At 47.4% G+C, this 18816-nt stretch carries 17 protein-coding genes; 11 read left to right on the forward strand and 6 right to left on the reverse strand.

Features of this window, described 5'->3' with window-relative positions; translation table 11 throughout:
* Positions 1-3: 3 nt before the first annotated feature.
* From nuoH to H7F15_RS17140, 3 genes are read left to right on the forward strand one after another with little or no spacing between them, the layout of a single operon-like run.
* Positions 4-1059 (forward strand): NADH-quinone oxidoreductase subunit NuoH, encoded by a 1056-nt coding sequence (gene nuoH / locus H7F15_RS17130; RefSeq protein ID WP_185198221.1) that lies wholly within the window; start codon positions 4-6, stop codon positions 1057-1059.
* A 60-nt stretch (positions 1060-1119) separates the two neighbouring features.
* Positions 1120-1629: an NADH-quinone oxidoreductase subunit I gene (locus H7F15_RS17135; protein ID WP_185198222.1), complete on the forward strand. Its 510-nt coding sequence runs from the start codon at positions 1120-1122 to the stop codon at positions 1627-1629.
* A 6-nt stretch (positions 1630-1635) separates the two neighbouring features.
* Positions 1636-2148, forward strand: a complete 513-nt coding sequence (locus tag H7F15_RS17140; protein WP_185198223.1) for an NADH-quinone oxidoreductase subunit J — start codon at positions 1636-1638, stop codon at positions 2146-2148.
* Positions 2149-3011: 863 nt separating this feature from the next.
* Here the strand turns inward: H7F15_RS17140 and H7F15_RS17145 are convergent.
* Together H7F15_RS17145 and H7F15_RS17150 are read right to left on the reverse strand one after the other, a co-directional pair.
* Positions 3012-3989, reverse strand: a complete 978-nt coding sequence (locus H7F15_RS17145; protein WP_185198224.1) for a hypothetical protein — start codon at positions 3987-3989, stop codon at positions 3012-3014.
* Between the two features lie 148 nt (positions 3990-4137).
* The gene (locus H7F15_RS17150; RefSeq protein ID WP_185198225.1) at positions 4138-4536 is read right to left on the reverse strand and encodes a hypothetical protein; all 399 of its coding nucleotides are present in this window, start codon (positions 4534-4536) and stop codon (positions 4138-4140) included.
* A gap of 214 nt (positions 4537-4750) precedes the next feature.
* Here H7F15_RS17150 and nuoK point away from each other — a divergent pair, with 214 nt between their 5' ends.
* The 5 genes from nuoK (at position 4751) to H7F15_RS17175 (ending at position 10626) form a co-directional block, all read left to right on the forward strand.
* Complete coding sequence (gene nuoK, locus H7F15_RS17155) at positions 4751-5080, forward strand: NADH-quinone oxidoreductase subunit NuoK (RefSeq protein WP_185198226.1); 330 nt, start codon at positions 4751-4753, stop codon at positions 5078-5080.
* Between the two features lie 43 nt (positions 5081-5123).
* Positions 5124-7088 (forward strand): NADH-quinone oxidoreductase subunit L, encoded by a 1965-nt coding sequence (gene nuoL / locus H7F15_RS17160; RefSeq protein WP_255481310.1) that lies wholly within the window; start codon positions 5124-5126, stop codon positions 7086-7088.
* A 12-nt stretch (positions 7089-7100) separates the two neighbouring features.
* The gene (locus H7F15_RS17165; RefSeq protein ID WP_185198227.1) at positions 7101-8564 is read left to right on the forward strand and encodes a NuoM family protein; all 1464 of its coding nucleotides are present in this window, start codon (positions 7101-7103) and stop codon (positions 8562-8564) included.
* Positions 8565-8584: 20 nt separating this feature from the next.
* Positions 8585-9970: an NADH-quinone oxidoreductase subunit N gene (locus H7F15_RS17170; RefSeq protein WP_185198228.1), complete on the forward strand. Its 1386-nt coding sequence runs from the start codon at positions 8585-8587 to the stop codon at positions 9968-9970.
* A 233-nt stretch (positions 9971-10203) separates the two neighbouring features.
* Positions 10204-10626, forward strand: a complete 423-nt coding sequence (locus tag H7F15_RS17175) for a hypothetical protein (protein ID WP_185198229.1) — start codon at positions 10204-10206, stop codon at positions 10624-10626.
* Between the two features lie 57 nt (positions 10627-10683).
* Here the strand turns inward: H7F15_RS17175 and H7F15_RS17180 are convergent, their stop codons facing one another.
* Both H7F15_RS17180 and H7F15_RS17185 read right to left on the reverse strand, forming a co-directional pair.
* Positions 10684-11385: a YjjG family noncanonical pyrimidine nucleotidase gene (locus tag H7F15_RS17180; protein ID WP_185198230.1), complete on the reverse strand. Its 702-nt coding sequence runs from the start codon at positions 11383-11385 to the stop codon at positions 10684-10686.
* A gap of 135 nt (positions 11386-11520) precedes the next feature.
* Complete coding sequence (locus H7F15_RS17185) at positions 11521-11907, reverse strand: metalloregulator ArsR/SmtB family transcription factor (protein ID WP_185198231.1); 387 nt, start codon at positions 11905-11907, stop codon at positions 11521-11523.
* A 73-nt stretch (positions 11908-11980) separates the two neighbouring features.
* Here H7F15_RS17185 and H7F15_RS17190 point away from each other — a divergent pair, with 73 nt between their 5' ends.
* Positions 11981-12637 carry a carboxypeptidase-like regulatory domain-containing protein gene (locus tag H7F15_RS17190; RefSeq protein ID WP_255481311.1) on the forward strand — a complete coding sequence of 219 codons (657 nt, stop codon included), beginning with the start codon at positions 11981-11983 and terminating at the stop codon, positions 12635-12637.
* A gap of 196 nt (positions 12638-12833) precedes the next feature.
* Positions 12834-14180, forward strand: a complete 1347-nt coding sequence (locus H7F15_RS17195) for an NAD(P)/FAD-dependent oxidoreductase (protein WP_185198232.1) — start codon at positions 12834-12836, stop codon at positions 14178-14180.
* 770 nt (positions 14181-14950) lie between these two features.
* On the opposite strand, the gene H7F15_RS17200 is transcribed toward H7F15_RS17195, so the two are convergent.
* On the reverse strand, positions 14951-17281 hold the full coding sequence (locus H7F15_RS17200) for a M1 family metallopeptidase (RefSeq protein ID WP_185198233.1): 2331 nt from the start codon (positions 17279-17281) through the stop codon (positions 14951-14953).
* Positions 17282-17336: 55 nt separating this feature from the next.
* Positions 17337-17930 (reverse strand): HupE/UreJ family protein, encoded by a 594-nt coding sequence (locus H7F15_RS17205; protein WP_185198234.1) that lies wholly within the window; start codon positions 17928-17930, stop codon positions 17337-17339.
* A gap of 148 nt (positions 17931-18078) precedes the next feature.
* Between H7F15_RS17205 and H7F15_RS17210 the strand changes: the two genes are divergently transcribed.
* The gene (locus H7F15_RS17210; RefSeq protein ID WP_185198235.1) at positions 18079-18813 is read left to right on the forward strand and encodes a YoaK family protein; all 735 of its coding nucleotides are present in this window, start codon (positions 18079-18081) and stop codon (positions 18811-18813) included.
* The last annotated feature ends 3 nt before the right edge of the window (positions 18814-18816 follow it).

Here is an 18816-nt window from a genome sequence, read left to right on the forward strand (position 1 = left end):
AACATGGAGTCTGTAGACCTAATTTACAAAGCGATATACATCCTGGTAATTTTCGGCATCACCCTGCTGATCGCTACCTACTCGACTTATTTTGAGCGTAAGATTGCAGCCTTTATCCAGGACCGGGTAGGCCCTAACCGTGCTGGTCCGGCTGGTTTGCTGCAGCCATTAGCCGATGCCGGTAAACTGTTCTTTAAAGAGGATTTTATACCTACCAAGGCAAACAAAGCGCTGTTCATCATAGGTCCGGGTATTGCCATGCTGGTGGCTACCATGTCGAGCGCGGTGATTCCGTTTGGCGACATGCTTATAGTTGGTGGCCGCGAAATATGGCTGCAGGCAATAGAAGTAAACATTGGCGTACTGTACGTTTTTGGTGTGGTATCGCTGGGTGTGTATGGTCTGATGATCGGTGGCTGGGCTTCCAACAACAAATTCTCGTTGCTGGGCGCTATCCGTGCAGCATCGCAGAACATCAGCTACGAGCTGGCAATGGGCCTTTCGCTGATCGCGGTGCTGATGATGACAGGATCGCTTTCGCTGAGAGAGATTGCAGAGCAGCAGCAGGGCTTTAACTGGAATATCTGGTACCAGCCGCTTGGTTTCCTGATTTTCCTGGTGTGTGCTTTTGCAGAATGTAACCGTACCCCGTTCGACTTACCGGAATCGGAGGCAGAACTGATAGGTGGTTACCATACTGAATATGGCTCTATGAAGCTGGGTATGTACCTGTTCGCGGAATACATCAACATCTTTGTGGCATCGGCGGTAATGTCTACCTTATATTTTGGTGCTTACAACTTCCCGTTCATGGAAAACCTGCGCGCGGCTATCAGCGATCCGGTGCTGGCCAATAACGTGGTGACCATACTGGGCGTGATCGTGATGTTTGCGAAGATATTTGCCTTTATCTTCTTCTTTATGTGGGTTCGCTGGACGCTTCCGCGCTTCCGTTACGACCAACTGATGAAGCTGGGCTGGCAGATCCTTATTCCACTGGCGATCCTGAACGTAGTATTAACAGGTGGTGCTATTCTGCTGAAAGACTATTTATTTTAAACTATAGTACCTCAAACTGGTCTTACCTATAGTTGGACCAATAGAAGGGAGAACGATATAATGGAATCATTATCAAATAGAAGCAAAAAAGTGCAGAAGCGCGAGATGACCTTTGCTGAAAGGGCTTATCTTCCGGCTATTGCGCAAGGCTTGGGCATTACATTAAAACACTTCTTTAAGAAGAAGGCAACTATAAATTATCCGGAGCAAACACGCGAGCGCAGCGACGTATGGCGTGGCTTGCACGTGCTGAAGCGCGATGAGAAAGGAGCAGAGCGTTGCACTGCCTGCGGACTTTGTGCCGTAGCCTGCCCTGCCGAAGCCATTACCATGACGGCTGGTGAGCGCAAAGCAGGTGAGGAGCATCTGTACCGCGAAGAGAAGTATGCCGTGACGTATGAGATCAATATGTTGCGTTGCATTTTCTGTGGTATGTGCGAGGAAGCCTGCCCTAAAGCGGCGATCTTTCTGCAGGATGATAAACTTGCACCTGCCCGCTACGAGCGCGACGAATTTATTTATGGCAAAGACCGACTGGTGGAGCCGTTAAAAACAACCGAAACAAAATAATCCCTGATGGAGAATCTGTTCTATTTTCTGGCTTCGCTTACGTTGCTTTGCGCCCTGATGGTAGTGATATCTAAAAACCCGGTGCACAGTATTATTTTCCTGGTTATTACGTTCTTCACCATTTCCGGACACTACATCCTGCTAAATGCACAGTTCCTGGCTGCGGTTAACATCATCGTTTATGCCGGAGCCATCATGGTACTGTTCCTGTTTGTGATCATGTTCCTGAACATGGGCAAAAATGAGCGCGATCTGAAAACATCGGCTCTGACCAAAATTACCGGAACGATTGCAGGTGGGTTACTATTCGTGGTGATGATTGCGGCGCTGAAAGATGCCCATGTAGGTACCTATGATGCCGAGAACTTTAACTCACAGATAGGCATGGTAGAGAACCTGGGTAAAGTGTTGTACACCAAATACCTGCTGCCTTTCGAGTTAGCATCGGTGCTGTTCTTAGTTGCCATGGTGGGTGCTGTAATGTTAGGTAAAAAAGAGACCGGAGAAAGACACTTCTAATTCGGATTACTTATAAAGTATAAAGGGGCTGCAATTCTATAGTTGCAGCCCTTTTTTTGTCTGAATCAGGATTTACAGGATTTTAGGATTTTCAGGATGAGGGTTGTGGCTATAGTTGATAGCTATAGTTTTATAGTCAACAAACACACCCCTACCCCTCTCAAGAGGGGAATTATGGCTATGGTTATAGTTTGAATCTTATAGTTTTATAGTTTCCGTTTGTCATCCCCTGCCCCTTCAAAGGGGGACTTTCTGGCAATGCTATAGTTTGAGCTATAGTTCTATAGTTGCTGCTTTAACACACCTGTAGTCCCCTCAAGGGGACAATCTCTGCTATTGCTATAGTTGAAGCTATAGTTCTATAGTTACAAACCGAGAGAAGAGAGGCGCAGCCTACCCTTCGGAATTACAACCACGAGAAAAACCGATCTGTTTTAGCTAAGAACAAGTGCAGCAACTATAGTTGAAGCATCAGCTATCGAACTGATATCAGTCTTTGGGTTGAGCGCCTTGTAGATTTCCGGTGCCGCAAGGCATTGCGAGGCACGAGCAAAGGAAATGTACACCGCGCGATGCCCGAAGACGGGGCCTCCCGGCCTTAGAGGGAGCCAAGCAAACTATAAGACTGTAGGCTTTTAAAGCTCCCAGGATGAAGAGTAGCTATAAAACTACGGCTTGTCTCCAGTGGCAGGCAAACTAAACTATAACATGATAGTCCTTGAGCCTCAACTATAGTTTGAGATAGATTTCTCACGTTGTTCGAAATGACAAGAAATGGGCACATAAGATGTCTCAAGAATGCCCGACATGACTAATAGTGAAACTATAGGATCTATAAAATCCCTAAACAAAACGACAGCAGCCTACTTAACTATAAACTCTACTTCCAATAATTCCGAATGTCCCTGATCATCATCTGAAATGGCGATAACTTTATAGTTACCTGCATTCTTCCCCTTCTCCACAACCAGTGATTCTATTTTACCGGTATAGGTTTTTCCTTTGTTGTCGGTAACTATGGCTGCGGTGGCAACGATGGGTTTAGTGGGAGAGGTAGCTTCGGAGAGAGCTGCCAAGGGAATAAAGCCGATGTAGCTGCCGATCACTTCGCCGTCGAGGATAGCGTTGGGGGCGCTTTCGATAGATGCTGAAAAGAACAGTTTGTCATCCAGAACATAAGCTCCTGAAAAGCCGGCCTGGTGTTGCTGTAAAGAGGGGAGTTGAAAAAAGTGTCTTCCCGGTTCAGGTAAGGCTTTGTTCTCGAACAGAAAAGCAACAAAATCATTCAGATCGAATGTCAATACCAGGTTAGGAGCGGCCTTTAAAGCGCGTTGCAGCAAATACACTTTCTCTTCGGAAATAGCAAGACCTTCTACATTCAGCAGTTCTTCGCCAACTATAGTTGTGTCCTGCTGCAGGGTATCGAACAAGGCTTTTAAGCTCACCTCTTTAACTATTGGATTGGCAGCAGACAGTGGCAGTTCCACGAGAAACGCTTTGTTGCGCACTTCCGACGAGCCGGAGCCCAATGTAAGCAGGTAACTTTTGCCTTTATAAGCTATAGTTGCCAGGCTCTCGAGGTCAGGTTTTTCAGGTTTGGGAATACGACCATTTACGAAACCGGCAGTATCAAAAAGCGGATATTGCGCTTTAGGCGCATAGTTCTTATCAAACAGATACAGAAAAGGAGAGTCATCGCCGATGATGTAATAGCCGTCCGGCGCCTCCTCAATGCCAGAGCCCGACGGGATATTATGGTAAAAATGGGTTGCAGTTATAGTTGCGGATAACTTTGTACTTTCCTCTTCAGTAGCATCAATGTTTTTCTTTTTATCCTTCATATCACACCCCTGCATTAGTATTTGACAGGCAACTAAGCTTAACAAAACAACAATTGCATTACATTTAAAGGCTAACCTGTTTTTTAAGAGCATCGAATGAGTTAGTTAAAGAACCACTACTTATACTTGTAAATTGCACAATTGTTAGTTAAAATGTTGTGAACTCTTCGCAACCAAAGGCAACCATAAATGCCTTCGCGTTTCCTTCTCGATATACTTCCACTTTCGTAGATTCTAACTCTTTATAGATTGAGTCGCCAACTGTTGCATAGTTGTACAAGCTGCTTGAGTCTCCATCTAAATATAATTTATACTCTGATCCATTTAGATGATGCACTAATAGCACTTCCGCAGCGTGATTGGGCTTATCTATATATTTTTGCTTCACTACCCCATTTAAATGCGCATCTTTCAATTCCTGCTCTTTGTCACACAAGCTACTCTTAACCATGTAAGGAAAGAAATAACGAACAAGAATCATGAATACTAATGAAAGTATACCAACTATAACATAGAACTTCAGGTTACTGTTATGCTCTTTTTTCATATTAATTGATCGCCGCTTAAATGCATTACTCAACTTAAAAAACAAACTCCCTCAAAATATAGATTTAATCCTGAAAATTGAACAAAACCCTTAAATCCTTTATCCAAAGAAGTATAGAAATATGTTATGGATATTTAAGAAAAGGGGATAACTTTGCGGCACGAAATATTGGATTATACTTTAACAGTAGGACTACGTTCGGACTACACAGACAATGAACCAGATACCTGAAATTATCAGAACCATTCCGCTGGAATATTACCTGTTCTTCAGCACCGCTCTTTTCGTGATCGGTATAGTTGGTGTACTTATCAGACGCAATGCCATCATTATTTTTATGTGCGTGGAGCTGATGCTGAATGCTGTAAACATTTTACTTACGGCCCTGTCAGCATATCGTTCCGATCCCAACGGGCAGGTTTTTGTGTTCTTTATCATGGCTGTGGCTGCTGCCGAAGTGTGCGTTGGTCTGGCCATTATTGTAATGATCTACCGCAACGTACGCTCTACGGATGTGCAATTGCTTAACCGCCTGAAGTGGTAAGCCCGAAATCGAATCTACAATAGCTTAACTTAATAAAAATTAGATGCAAGAGATTGTAATGCCCTTCAATAACCAGGCGATGGCACTGCTCTGTTTGCTCATTCCGCTGCTGCCTCTGATCGGCTTTATCGTGAACGGGCTTGGCAACAGGAAGCTCGCAAAGGGTATGGTAAGTCTGATAGGCTGCAGCACCGTGCTGGCGTCCTTCCTTATCTCGGTATACCTTTTCGTGGATTTCACAGCTAATGGCAGCCGCGCTTACACCGTAGATTTCTATAACTGGATCTCGGTTGGCGATATGCAGATCGGTTTCTCGTTTTTGATAGACCAGCTGACCCTGCTGATGATGCTGATGGTGACCGGTATCGGTTTCCTGATTCACCTGTACTCGGCCGGCTACATGAGCCACGACGAGAACTTCGGTAAGTTCTTCGCTTTCATTAACCTGTTCATGTTCTCGATGTTACTGCTTGTAATGGGCTCTAACTACGTGATGATGTTTGTGGGCTGGGAAGGTGTAGGTCTTTGCTCGTACCTGCTGATCGGTTTCTGGAACAAGAACACTAACTATAACAATGCTGCCAAGAAAGCCTTCGTAATGAACCGTATTGGTGACCTTGGCTTCCTGCTGGCTATTTTCCTGATCTTTATCACGTTCGGTTCGGTTAGCTACCCGCAGGTTTTCGCGGAGGCTGCCCGTTACACTGGCGGTATCGATTCTACGGTAATGATCACGATTACCCTGCTGCTGTTTGTTGGTGCAATGGGTAAGAGTGCGCAGGTACCGTTGTTTACCTGGTTACCGGATGCCATGGCGGGTCCTACACCGGTTTCGGCCCTGATACACGCGGCAACCATGGTTACAGCTGGTATCTACATGGTAATTCGCTCGAATGTGTTATATGTGCTGGCTCCATCAACTATGGAAGTGATCGCTATAGTTGGTATAGTTACGGCCCTGCTGGCGGCAACTATAGGCCTGGCGCAAAACGATATTAAAAAGGTACTGGCTTACTCTACTGTTTCGCAGCTTGGTTACATGTTCCTGGCACTGGGCGTAATGGCCTTCGATTCGTCTATCTTCCACGTACTGACGCATGCATTCTTCAAAGCGCTTCTGTTCTTAGGTGCGGGTTCAGTTATCCATGCCATGAGCAATGAGCAGGATATCCGTTTCATGGGTGGTCTGCGCAAGTATCTGCCAATTACGTTCCTGACATTCCTGATCGGTACGCTGGCCATTGCCGGTATTCCGCCGTTTGCTGGTTTCTTCTCTAAAGACGAGTTGCTGGCGCATGTTTGGGAGCATAGCAAAGTACTTTGGGGCTTAGGTGTGCTGGTGTCGTTCATGACATCATTCTACATGTTCCGCTTAGTGTTCCTGACCTTCTTTGGTACCTTCCGAGGCACTGAAGCCCAGAAATCTCACCTGCACGAGTCTCCTATGTCGATGACGCTGCCACTTATTGTGCTGGCTATCCTGTCAACGATCGGTGGTTTCCTGGGTATTCCGGCTGTGTTTGGCGAGAACATGCACGTGCTGCAAAATTACCTGGCGCCAATTTATGGTTACGCACAGGTTGCTAACGCAGCAGCAGTTGCTCCACTTCACATCGATCATGCTACAGAATGGATGCTGATGGGTATTTCGGTAGCGGTGGCTATAGTTGCGGCGGGCCTTGCTTATACCATGTATGTGAGCAAAAAGCAGGTTCCGGCAGCAGAAGGCACCCAGCTTTCTCCAATCCACAACCTGATCTACAACAAGTATTACATCGACGAATTATATAACGCGATCATCGTGCGCCCTATCATGTGGCTGTCATCTATCTTCCACAAAGTGTTTGATGTGGTTATAGTTGATGGTATCGTGAATGGTGTTGGCAAGTTTGTGATGCAGAGCAGCCGTACCCTTCGCTTTGCGCAGAGCGGTGCTATCGGGTTCTACATTCTGCTGATGGTAGTAAGCATCGCGCTTATTCTGTTTTTAAATTTCTTTATCGGATAAGGTTCTTAGAAGATGATAACAGCTCTTTTACTTTTCTGGCCTGCCTTAGCTGCACTATTGGTGTTGCTTATAAAAGGACAAGGTGCCAAGAAAGTGGCTTTTGTGGCAGCACTCATTGAGTTTGCCATAGCTATAGTTGCAACTACAGGTTTTGATGCGGCTGACGGCCGTATGCAGTACGAACTGAACCTGCCATGGGTAGCGAATGCCGGTATCGGTTTCCATATCGGTATGGACGGTATCAGCTTACTGATGATGTTGCTGACGACTTTCCTGGTTCCCCTGATCATCCTTTCGGCCTTTAAGCACGACTATAAGAACCCGAACGCTTTTTACGCACTTATCCTGTTCATGCAGACCGGCCTTATCGGTGTGTTTGTGGCCCTGGATGCGTTCCTATTCTACTTCTTCTGGGAAGTGGCGCTTATTCCGATCTACTTTATTGCGGCCATCTGGGGTGGTACAAACCGCATTAAGGTTACGCTCAAGTTCTTTGTGTATACGGTGTTTGGTTCGCTTTTCATGCTGGCCGCCTTTGTATACCTGTACTTCCAGACGGGCGCAACTGATGCAGCAGCACACTCTTCTGATGTGCAGGCGTTTTACCAACTGGCCTTAAGTGCTGAGACGCAGAGCTGGATCTTCTGGTTCCTGTTCATTGCCTTCGCTATTAAAATGCCGGTGTTCCCGTTCCATACCTGGCAGCCGGATACCTATACTGAGTCGCCTACACAGGCTACCATGTTACTTTCCGGTATCATGCTGAAAATGGGTATTTACGGGGTGCTGCGCTGGTTATTACCGGTTGTGCCAATGGGCGTTAGCCAGTGGGATGAACTGGTGCTTATCCTTTCTATCATCGGTATCGTTTACGGCTCTGTTATCGCCATCCGCCAGCACGACCTGAAACGCCTGATCGCTTATTCGTCTATCGCACACGTTGGCCTTATTGCAGCCGGTATCTTCACCCTGAACGAGCAAGGCCTGCAAGGTGGCGTTATCCAGATGCTGAGCCACGGTATCAACGTGACCGGTCTGTTCTTCATCATCGACATTATTTACAGAAGAACCAATACAAGAGAAATCTCCAGTCTGGGCGGTATCACGCAGAATGCGAAAGCACTTTCGATCTTCTTTATGATCCTGTTGCTGGGTGCTGTAGCGCTGCCGCTGACAAACGGTTTCGTGGGTGAATTCCTGCTGCTGTTGGGTGTGTATAATTACAATGCATGGTTTGGTGCTATAGCTGGCTTAACCATTATACTAAGTGCGGTTTATATGCTGCGCATGTTCCAGGGTGTGATGTTCGGTACCAAGTCGGAGCATACAGATGCGTTCACGGACCTGACATTCAATGAAAAAGCGGTGCTTATTCCGCTGGTGATCATGGTATTCTGGATCGGTTTGTTCCCCAACACGTTCCTGAGCATTTCGGAGCCGGCTGTAGGTAACCTGCTGAACATCATTAACCGCTAATTAACAGGAAATACGACGACATGACCTCGATCATACTTCTTTCAGTTTTTGGCATCGTTAACCTTTTTGTAGGTTTCCTGAAGTCTAAGAAAATACTTTTGCCGCTGGCCCTGCTGTTTTTGATAGTAGTGTTCGGCGTGAACATGCTTGGCTGGAACAATACCCAGACCTACTTTAACAACATGCTCACCATCGACAACTATGCGGTAGCTTTCACGGGCATTATGGTGCTGACGACACTGCTTATCCTTCCGTTCTCGCAAAGTTATATTGACGCCGAAGATGAGAACCTGGCGGAGTATTACTCGCTGTTGTTGTTCTCGCTGGTAGGTGCTATTATGATGGTGGCCTATGAGAACCTGATCATGCTGTTCATCGGTATCGAGATTCTTTCCATTGCCATGTATGTGCTGGCAGGTAGCAACAAACGCAGCCTGCGCTCCAACGAAGCTGCCCTGAAGTACTTCCTGATGGGTTCGTTCTTTACAGGTGTGCTGCTGTTTGGTATCGTGCTGATTTACGGTGCGACTGGTACATTTGACATCACCGAGATTGGTGCTGCCAATGTAATGGTGGACGGTACCACTAATACCATGTTTACGCTGGGACTGCTGATCCTGGTGATCGGTATTTCCTTTAAGATTGCTGCTGCTCCGTTCCACTTCTGGACGCCGGACGTGTACGAGGGGACGCCAACGTTCTTTACTACGTTCATGGCTACTGTGGTGAAGACTGCCGGTGTAGCCGCGTTCTATAAGCTGATGGATGCCTCTTTTGCAGGTGCCTTTGCTTCCTGGTTCCCGACCGTTATTGCTATCACCGTACTGACGCTGGTAGTTGGTAACATTGGTGCGGTAATTCAGCCAAGCGTAAAGCGTATGCTGGCGTATTCATCTATATCACATGCCGGTTACCTGCTGATGACGCTGGTTGCCTTTAATGACCTGTCTGAGAATGCGATCTTCTTCTATTCCCTGTCTTATGCTGTTGCTTCGGTGATCTCGTTTGGTGTGCTGAAACTGGTAGAAGATGCGCGCGAAGGAAACCATTCTTTTGGAGCCTTCAACGGACTGGGTAAAACAAATCCGCTGCTGGCTCTGGTAATGACCATTTCGATGCTCTCGCTGGGAGGTATTCCGCTTACAGCTGGTTTCTTTGGTAAGCTGTTCGTGTTCTCCGCTGTAATAGAGACCGGTAACCTGATGTGGCTGGTCGTGTTAGCTGTTGTGCTGGCAGCCATTGGTATCTACTACTACATTAAAGTAGTTATTGCTATGTACATGCAGCCAGCCGGCGAAAATACAAGGGTGCCTGTTAGTGGCTTCGCGACATTGGTGCTGATCATTTGTGCAGTGCTTACTATTCTGTTAGGTTTAGCGCCTGGCCTGGTAAGCAATGCCCTGTAACAGGAAACTATAGACTATAGAAAGGCTGCTCTGAAAAGGGCAGCCTTTTTTATTGTACTTCTCACATCCGGATATATTAAATTGCACTGGCAGGTTACCGGAACTATAGTTGCTAATACGTTATAACTATAGTTTGTTAGCCTGAAATGCAGATCCGGCGAAACAAAAATTGCACTGTAATACGTATTAAGTGCTTGCTGTTTACAATTTGTAAAAGTTTAATTTGATCAACTATGAAAAAGACAACCAAAACATACCTCGGAATAATGCTTGCCGGCGCACTTAGCTTTTCGGTAGCAGCTGAGGCTGCAAACTATACGCTGAACACACAAGGAAACAAACCACTGACAACAGCGCAGCAGGATAACAACGGAGTACCAGCCTTCGAGAAGGAGTTGTTAGGCCCGTATGCGGATATCAACAAAATTCCGGCTGCTGACCTGCGTGCCGCTTACATTACCTTGCTGGAGAGCGTAAGAAGCCGCAGCGACAACTGGACAAACGCCGAATGGAACAAGGCCCAGGCCGTAATGAAGAAGCTGGATGCCCGTAAAAAAGTAGTGGAAAAAGACCTGGAGACTGACGATAAAGCCAAGATCAAGCTACTGCACGCCGAGCTTCGTGCCCTGGAAACCAAGAAAGACATTAAAGACTAACACAAGCAACTATAAAAAAGAGTGAGGCCGGTAAATGTAACCGGCCTCGCTCTTTTTTTATAAGATCTCCTGTAGTTCGCTAAGGCAGTGTATTTCGTAAGTTGGTTTGGGGCGTAGCTTTGTCCGGCTCTTTTCCGGGTTAAAATATACCTGGTCTATACCGGCGGCACGGGCACCCTCTATATCACATTCCAGGTTATCACCAATCATCAGGCACTCTTCCGGCTTTACTTTAATGCGTTCCAGTGCGTGCTCAAACATCCGCTTGTCTGGTTTTTTATAGCCGCAGCACTCCGACGTAACCACTTCCTGAAAATAGCCATGCAAATTTGACGAGGTCATTTTAATTGCCTGCACATCTTTAAAGCCATTGGTAATAATATGCAGGCCATATTTAGGCTGCAGGTAGCTCAGCACTTCGTGGGTATAAGGAAAAACGGCCGTTTTGGTAGGGCAGATGTCAGTATAGGCTTCAGATAGGCCCTGTGGCACATCTTCTGGTTTCAGGCCAAGGCCCGTCAGGGTTTTTACAAAGCGCTGTTCCCGTAATTCCTGCTGCGTTACTTTGCCTTTGTTATACTGGTCCCAGAGCAAGGTATTCACAAATTTGTACTTGCGGTAAAACGAGTTACAGTCAAACTTATTGAAGGCTGCCAGGTTATAGGTATGGAAAAGCGTGTGCAGTGTTTCTTCGGAGTTCTTCTCAAAATCCCAGAGGGTGTGGTCTAAATCGAAGAGGATATGGGAGTAAGCTTTCATGCGCATAGTAGTTGAAAAAAGATAAACGGGCGGCTGCGGCTATTGTTTAAAATTGTACTGTTTATGAGTTGAAATAAGCCGGTGTAATTGCCGGTTTAACAATAAAGTTCAGCCCGCCGAGTTATAGTCTATAGTTTAAAAATTAGCCCAGTGGCGGTTGTGGAGTTTATTTACGGCGAGTTCGCGGTTAGAGTACAGAATCTGGTAGGTTTCCTGGTCTTTCAGTAACGTGCTGTCGCGCTCCAGGTATGTAAATATCTGGTTCAACAGGTCGGCTGCTTCTTCTTTCAGCGAATAATACACCCATTGGTCGAGCTTACGCGGAAATACGAGGCCGGCACTGCGCAGGTAAGCCAGATGCCGCGAAGTTTTGGTCTGGGTAAAATCAAGTACCTGTTCCAGGTCTGAGATGCACATTTCCTTATTGCGCAGGATCAGGTGCAGGATACGTACCCGCGACTCATCGGCCAGCGCTTTAAAGATCTGTTCTCCGAAAGCTAAACTAAAATGTTTTAAACGCATGTTTCTGTTGCAATGCAAACAAAAATAACCAAAAGCTGCTATAATAAAATAATAAACCCTATAATTGTACTACATGAAGCCGATGACCAGTAACGTGAAGTTGTACAGAATTTTAGCAGCCACCATTTGTATTCTTGTTGCCTTTGCCCTGATGCCCGGGCAGGCCAAAGCGCAGGGCGATAAGCGCGTGGTGCAGTTGTCGGGTTTTGTAACTATAGGCGACAGCCTGTACGGCGTAAGCAGCGTGAGCGTATACGTGCCAAACACCAGCCGTGGTGTTCAGACCAACCGCTATGGATTCTTTTCGGTGCCTGTGCTTACCGGCGACACCGTTGTGTTCAGAGCACTTGGTTATAAAAAAGAAACGCTGGTCATCCCTAAAAATTACGCCTCCGATAGTTATTCTATTATTTTGCAGATGCAGGAAGATGCCGTTGAACTGGCAGAGGTACGTGTAATACCCTGGGCCACGGAGCGCGACTTTAAAGAAGCTGTAATGGCCCTGAAGCTGCCAGACGAAGGCCGCTCTGCCGCCACCCGCAACCTGGACCCCGAACGCCTTCGCGAACTCTTTGACGTAGTGCCGATGGACGGCGCCGCCAACGCGAAAGTATTTAATCAGCAGCAACAGCTGCAGCAACAGAACCGGTATCTTTTGCCAACTATAAGTCCGTTTGCAGTGCTCAAGCTGATAGATATGCTGAAGAATGGGGAATTTAAGAAGAAATAAACACAGCTGCGGCTGTTGCTCTTTGCTTGTTCCTGTAGCTATTTTGCTCCCTCCGTTTCCTGTTGCTAATACACCCCTTATGTTGTAAAAGTAACTAACAATTGTCCGTTTCGTTAGTTTGCAATGTAGCTATATACTGTAAGCTACATCCGTAACAGCGCTATTACGCTTGTTGCCAAGCTAAACATTGAAACGTATGATTCCATTTGCAGATCTTGCCCTTAATATACCCGAAACCCGAAAGCCGCGGGTTGTCATCATTGGTGGTGGCTTTGGCGGAATAAACCTGGCAAAAAAACTACGCGGTAAAAACTTCCAGGTAGTGATGTTTGATAAGCAGAACTATCATGGTTTCTGGCCGCTGCTATATCAGGTTGCTACAGCTGGTCTTGAGCCTGATGCCATTGCAGAGCCGCTGCGCAAACTTTTCGGTTCCGACAATTATGAAGATTTCCACTTCCGGCTGGTGAAGGTGAAGAGCGTAAACCCTGTCACCAAAATAGTGCACACCCTTGTCGGGGATCTAAAATACGACTACCTGGTAATTGCTACCGGTACCAAAACCAACTACTTCGGCAACGACCAGATCAAGAAGTTCTCGTTCCCGCTGAAGCAGATACCGGATGCCCTGAACCTGCGCAGCCAGATGCTGCAATGTTTTGAGCAGGCCAGCATGACCCCGGACCCCGAAACCCAGCAAAGCCTGATGAACTTCGTGATAGTAGGAGGGGGACCAACCGGGGTGGAACTGGCCGGTGCGCTGGCCGAAATGAAACGCCACGTACTGCCCAGCGATTATCCGGGAGTGAACATCAATAAGATGAACATTTACCTGGTAGAGGGCATGGATCGCCTGCTGCCACCTATGTCGAAGGAGTCGAGCGAGAAGACCTATAAATACCTCAAGCACCTTGGTGTTAATGTAACTCTGAACACGCTGGTAGAAAGTTATGATGGGGAAGTGGCTGTCCTGAAAAACGGTGACCGGATCCATACCAACACACTGATATGGGCTGCCGGCGTAGCAGGTGCGCTGATCGACGGCCTGCCCCCTGAAACCGTGGAACGCGGTCGTATACTTGTGAACGAGTACAACCAGGTGCTGGGCTACCCGGAGGTGTTTGCCATAGGTGATATAGCGCTAATGAAGACGGATAAATGGCCGAAAGGGCACCCGGGTGTGGCACAGCCCGCCATTCAGCAAGGACAGCTATTGGGTAAGAACCTGGTGCGCCTGCAACGAAATGAACCCTTACAACCGTTCGAATACACCGACAAAGGTTCTCTGGCCATTATAGGTCGTAACCAGGCTGTTGCCGATCTGCCGGGTAATATGCACTTCGGAGGGTTTATTGCCTGGGCCATCTGGCTGTTTGTGCACGTTATGGCGCTGGTTGGTTTCCGTAACAAGTTGGTGGTGCTGAGTAACTGGGTTTATAAATTCTTTACCTACGAGAACGGTACCCGCCTTATTATCCGGCCTTTCGTGCGTAAAGGCGACCGGGCAAAACAACGGTTTGTAGATCAGTATAACACAGATTAAACCATAAACTATAAAAGCAGCTGGAAGGCTGCTTTTATAGTTTATGTAAAAGGGTGCTATAGTTTTCCTCTGTCATCCTGAGCATTCTTGAGGCACGAGTCGAATAGAGCCCACATAGCTGCGAGGGATATCTTATTTGTCCCACAGTAACTATTGTCATTTCGAACAGGGTGAGAAATCTATCTCGAACTGTAGTTAACTTTGCCTACTATTCGACACAAACCATTTTATTATAGCTGCTTCTATTCCTGGGAGCTCTACTTACCTATAGTCTTATAGTTTCGTTGGCTCCCTCCCAGGCCGGGAGGCCCCGTCTTCGGGCATCGCGCCTTTGCCTTCTTGCTATCCTCCTGCGTCGGATTGCCTGCGGCACCGCAACAAGTCAAAGGCGCTCAACCCAAAGACTGAAATCACATTCGATAATTTATGATTTGGCTATAGTTACTGTGCTTGCTATTAGCTTGAGTAGATCAGCTTTTCTCGTGTTTGTATTTCCGTAGGGACAGGTCGTGACCTGTCCGCTCATGGTCTGTAACTATAGAACTATAGCTGAATCTATAGTAGCAGCATAAATTCCCCTCTTGAGAGGGGTAGGGGTGTGTTTCCTCTTAACCTTAAAACTATAATTTCAACTATAGAACTATACCCTAAACTATAGCCACCAAGGCCCAATCCTGAAAATCCTTTAATCCTGTAAATCCTGATTCAGACAAATAAAAAAGCCTTCGGAGAGCATCCGAAGGCTTTTTACCAACTATAAACGCTAAACTTTAGCGGCCAGCGTTGTTGTTCTGTGAGGTGGTCTGACGCTGCATTGGGTTCGACTGGTTACGTTGCTGCTGCTGGAAGATCTCGAAGCGGCTTGGAGCCAGTTTGCGCGGGAAGTAGTTGTTCGATAACTCGGTATCCGCTGTCTGCAGGTATGGGTCCAGCTCGAAATTAACGACCGGCTTTTCCGTTACAAAAACTTTTGTAATCTCCTCGTTATTGTAACGCCATACTTCAGCCGGAACATTTACTACTTCTTCGGTTCCATCTTCAAACGTCATCTTAACGATAAGTGGCATTACAAGGCCGCCAAGGTTCTTGAAACCAACCTCATAAAAGTTAAGGCCTGAGTCAAGGGTTTTCTTTTGCTCTGGGGTGAGGCCTTTCAGGAAGCCCTGGTAGCGCTGCTGGTCGGCAGCTGTAACAGCCAGCTCGTCGTAGCTGTTGTAAAAGTCGTTCAGTTCAGGGCGCAGTTCCACACGTGTTTTCTTAATATCCGTCAGGTTACGCTGCTCCGACAATGTTTTAGGGGCTTTGTTCTGCTCGGCACGCTTCTGGGCGCTTACAAATTCCGGGTTCTGCGAGTCGATCGTATACCATTTCACTCCTTCAATAGAAATGTCGGTGTGGTCGGTAGTGTAGAACCAGCCTCTCCAGAACCAGTCCAGGTCAACGCCCGAGGCATCTTCCATCGTCCGGAAAAAGTCTGCCGGCATCGGGTGTTTAAAGGCCCAGCGTCTGGCGTATTCTTTAAAAGCGTAATCAAATAACTCGCGGCCCATTACGGTTTCGCGGAGCACGTTAAGAGCGGTAGCTGGCTTGCCGTAAGCGTTATTGCCAAACTGCAGCACCGATTCGGAGTTGGTCATGATCGGTACCTGGGTGTTCTTGGCGCTCTTCATGTAGTCCACTATGTTCTTTGGCTCACCCCGGCGCGACGGATAGTTACGTTCCCACACCTGCTCAGCCAGGTACTGCATAAAGGTATTCAGGCCTTCATCCATCCAGGTCCACTGGCGCTCATCCGAGTTAATGATCATCGGGAAGAAGTTGTGGCCCACTTCGTGAATAATTACAGAGATAAGGCCATACTTGGTGCGGTCTGAATATGTGCCATCCGGTTCAGGGCGATAGCCGTTGAATGAGATCATAGGGTACTCCATGCCGCCTACCGGACCGTGTACTGAAATGGCAACCGGGTAAGGATAATCTATAGTATGTTTGGAGTAAACTTCCAGGGTATGCGCTACGGCTTCGGTAGAGTACTGGCCCCACAGCGGGTTACCTTCTTTCGGATAGTACGACATAGCCAGTACATTTTTGCCGGCTACGTTTACGTTCATGGCATCCCAGATAAACTTACGGGAGCTGGCCCACGCAAAATCGCGTACGTTTTTAGCAGCGTAAACCCAGGTTTTAGTGCCTTTTGCTTTGTTCTTCTCGGCTTTGGTGGCTTCTTCCTGTGTAACAATAACAATCGGCTTATCTGATTTGGCAGCCTGTGCCCAGCGCTTTTGCTGTGTTGAGGTCAGCACCTGGCTGGCGTTCTGCAGCTCGCCGGTTGCACCAACTATATGGTCGGCAGGTACGGTTATGCTTACTTTGTAGTCGCCGAAAGGCAGGGCAAACTCACCGCTGCCCAGGAACTGCTTGTGCTGCCAGCCATTTACGTCGTCGTATACAGCCATGCGCGGAAACCACTGTGCCATTTCGTACAGGTAGTTGCCATCTCCCGGGAAGAACTCGTAGCCGGAGCGGCCGCCCAGCGTCAGCTGGTTGTTGATGTTGTGGTTCCAGTCGATGCTGAAGGTAAAGCTTTGCTTCGGATTCAGGTTAGCCGGCAGGTCTACACGCATCATGGTGTTGTTGATGGTGAACTTCAGCGGTTTACCATTTTTGTCTTTCACCGACTTTATCTTAAACCCACCGTCAAAATCTTCGCGCGTCATGTATTCCACGGCACGCAGGGGCATCTGCTGGTTCAGCTCGCCGGTGCGGGTGGAATTGGCCATGGAGTTTGGCTCATAAATGTTCTGGTCCAGCTGCAGCCACAGGTAGGTCAGTACATCCGGCGAGTTGTTGGTGTAGGTTATTGTTTCAGAACCGGTAATGGACTGCTTCTCATCGTTCAGCTCTACTTTAATGTTGTAATCGGCGCGCTGCTGCCAGTACTGGTGGCCCGGCGCACCCGATGCCGAGCGGTAGGTGTTTGGTGTAGGAAGCTCCTGCTGCAATTGCTTGAATTTGGACTGATCAGTATTGCTTTGGGCCATGGTTGCAAACGGAGCCGCTGCCAGGCCGAAGAAAACTAAACCTGTGAGTAGGTTTTTCATTTAAGTGTAGGTGAGTTAAGGTTATAGTTTAGTAAGGTGTAGTTGTGTTTGTAAATCAAAAGATATTGGTTTCCATCATCAAAATCAAGGCGATGCCCGCTGCTGCACTCGAAAGTACCATGATCCAGTCGCGGCGCTTGGCATTGAACAGGTTCAGTATCAGGAAAGCCGCTAGCAGTAAGAGAAAAACGATCAGCAGCTGGCCCAGCTCAATACCGATGTTAAAGGCCAGCAACTGCAGCCAGGTATCGGAGTTTCGGCCAAGCAGGGATTTCAGGTAATTAGAGAAGCCCATGCCATGCACCAGTCCAAAGAACACCGCCATCAGGTTGTGCAACGAGAAGATGGTATGTTGCTTGCCGGCGGCCCCTTTCAGCTTAAAGAAGTTGGTAACGCAGGTAAAAAAGATCGTAACCGGTATCAGGAACTCGATGAGGGCGGTGTCGAACTGGATGATGTTGAACGTAGAGAGCGCCAGCGTAATAGAGTGCCCGATGGTAAAGCTGGTGACAAGTGCTATTACTTTACGCCAGTCGCCTAAGGTGTAAATCGCGCACAGGGCAAAAAGGAACAGCATGTGGTCGTAGGCCTGCAGGTTAAAAATATGATGAAAGCCCAGCTCTACGTAGGTGTAAAATACAGACGACAAGGTTACAAAAGTATAGTTGAAAGATTAGCCGGGCGGTAAATTAAGTGTTTAAACCTTTAATTGCAACTATAGGCTATTGGTGTAATTTACGATGCAGAATTATCTTAAATAAAAGGTATGGTCTCCTGAAAATTGTTACCTTTTGTACATGTTACGCCACCTCGGAAACCATAGAAATTTCAGGCACAATATCAGGCTGGCTGCAATCCTTTGCCTGATTGCCGGGTTTGTGAACATTGCCGGTCTGCTTGCCTTTGCAGTGCTCACTACTAACGTGACCGGCCACGTTGCCTATTTTGCCGAAAGCCTGTCGCAGGGCGATCTGCGCCTGGCGCGTATCATTGGGTTGTGGATGTTCCTGTTCCTGCTGGGCGCTTTTACCTCGAGCTTTATTATTGGCAGAATGGGCCGCGACCAGGTATTTGCCTATACTATACCCATATTGCTGGAGTTCGGCATTCTGCTGGTAAACGGCGTGTACGGCTATAGTTACGATGGCAGCCTGATCAGGAAAGAGTTTTTTGCGGGGAGTTTGCTTTTTGCCATGGGCCTGCAGAACGCCATGGTGTCCATGATATCAGGATCGGTGGTGCGTACCACACACTTAACAGGTATTTTTACGGATCTGGGTATAGAGCTGGCTGCCATTACGTTGCCTGTAGCGCAGCAGAAGCCCTGGTTGCGGCAGCGTATTTTGTTGCGGGTAGTCATTATCCTTTTTTTTCTGGCGGGTGCTGTGGCAGGTGGCTACATTTATCCGGTATTGCGGCACTATACCTTCCTTATTCCGGCGGGCCTGCTTATAGTGGCCATGTTCTACGATATTTCACGGGTGAAGCTAAAAAAACTGATCCGGCATTTCCGTTATCGGTTTGCCCGTTAATAC

It is taken from the genome of Pontibacter sp. Tf4 (genome assembly GCF_014212495.1).
Lineage (GTDB): Bacteria > Bacteroidota > Bacteroidia > Cytophagales > Hymenobacteraceae > Pontibacter.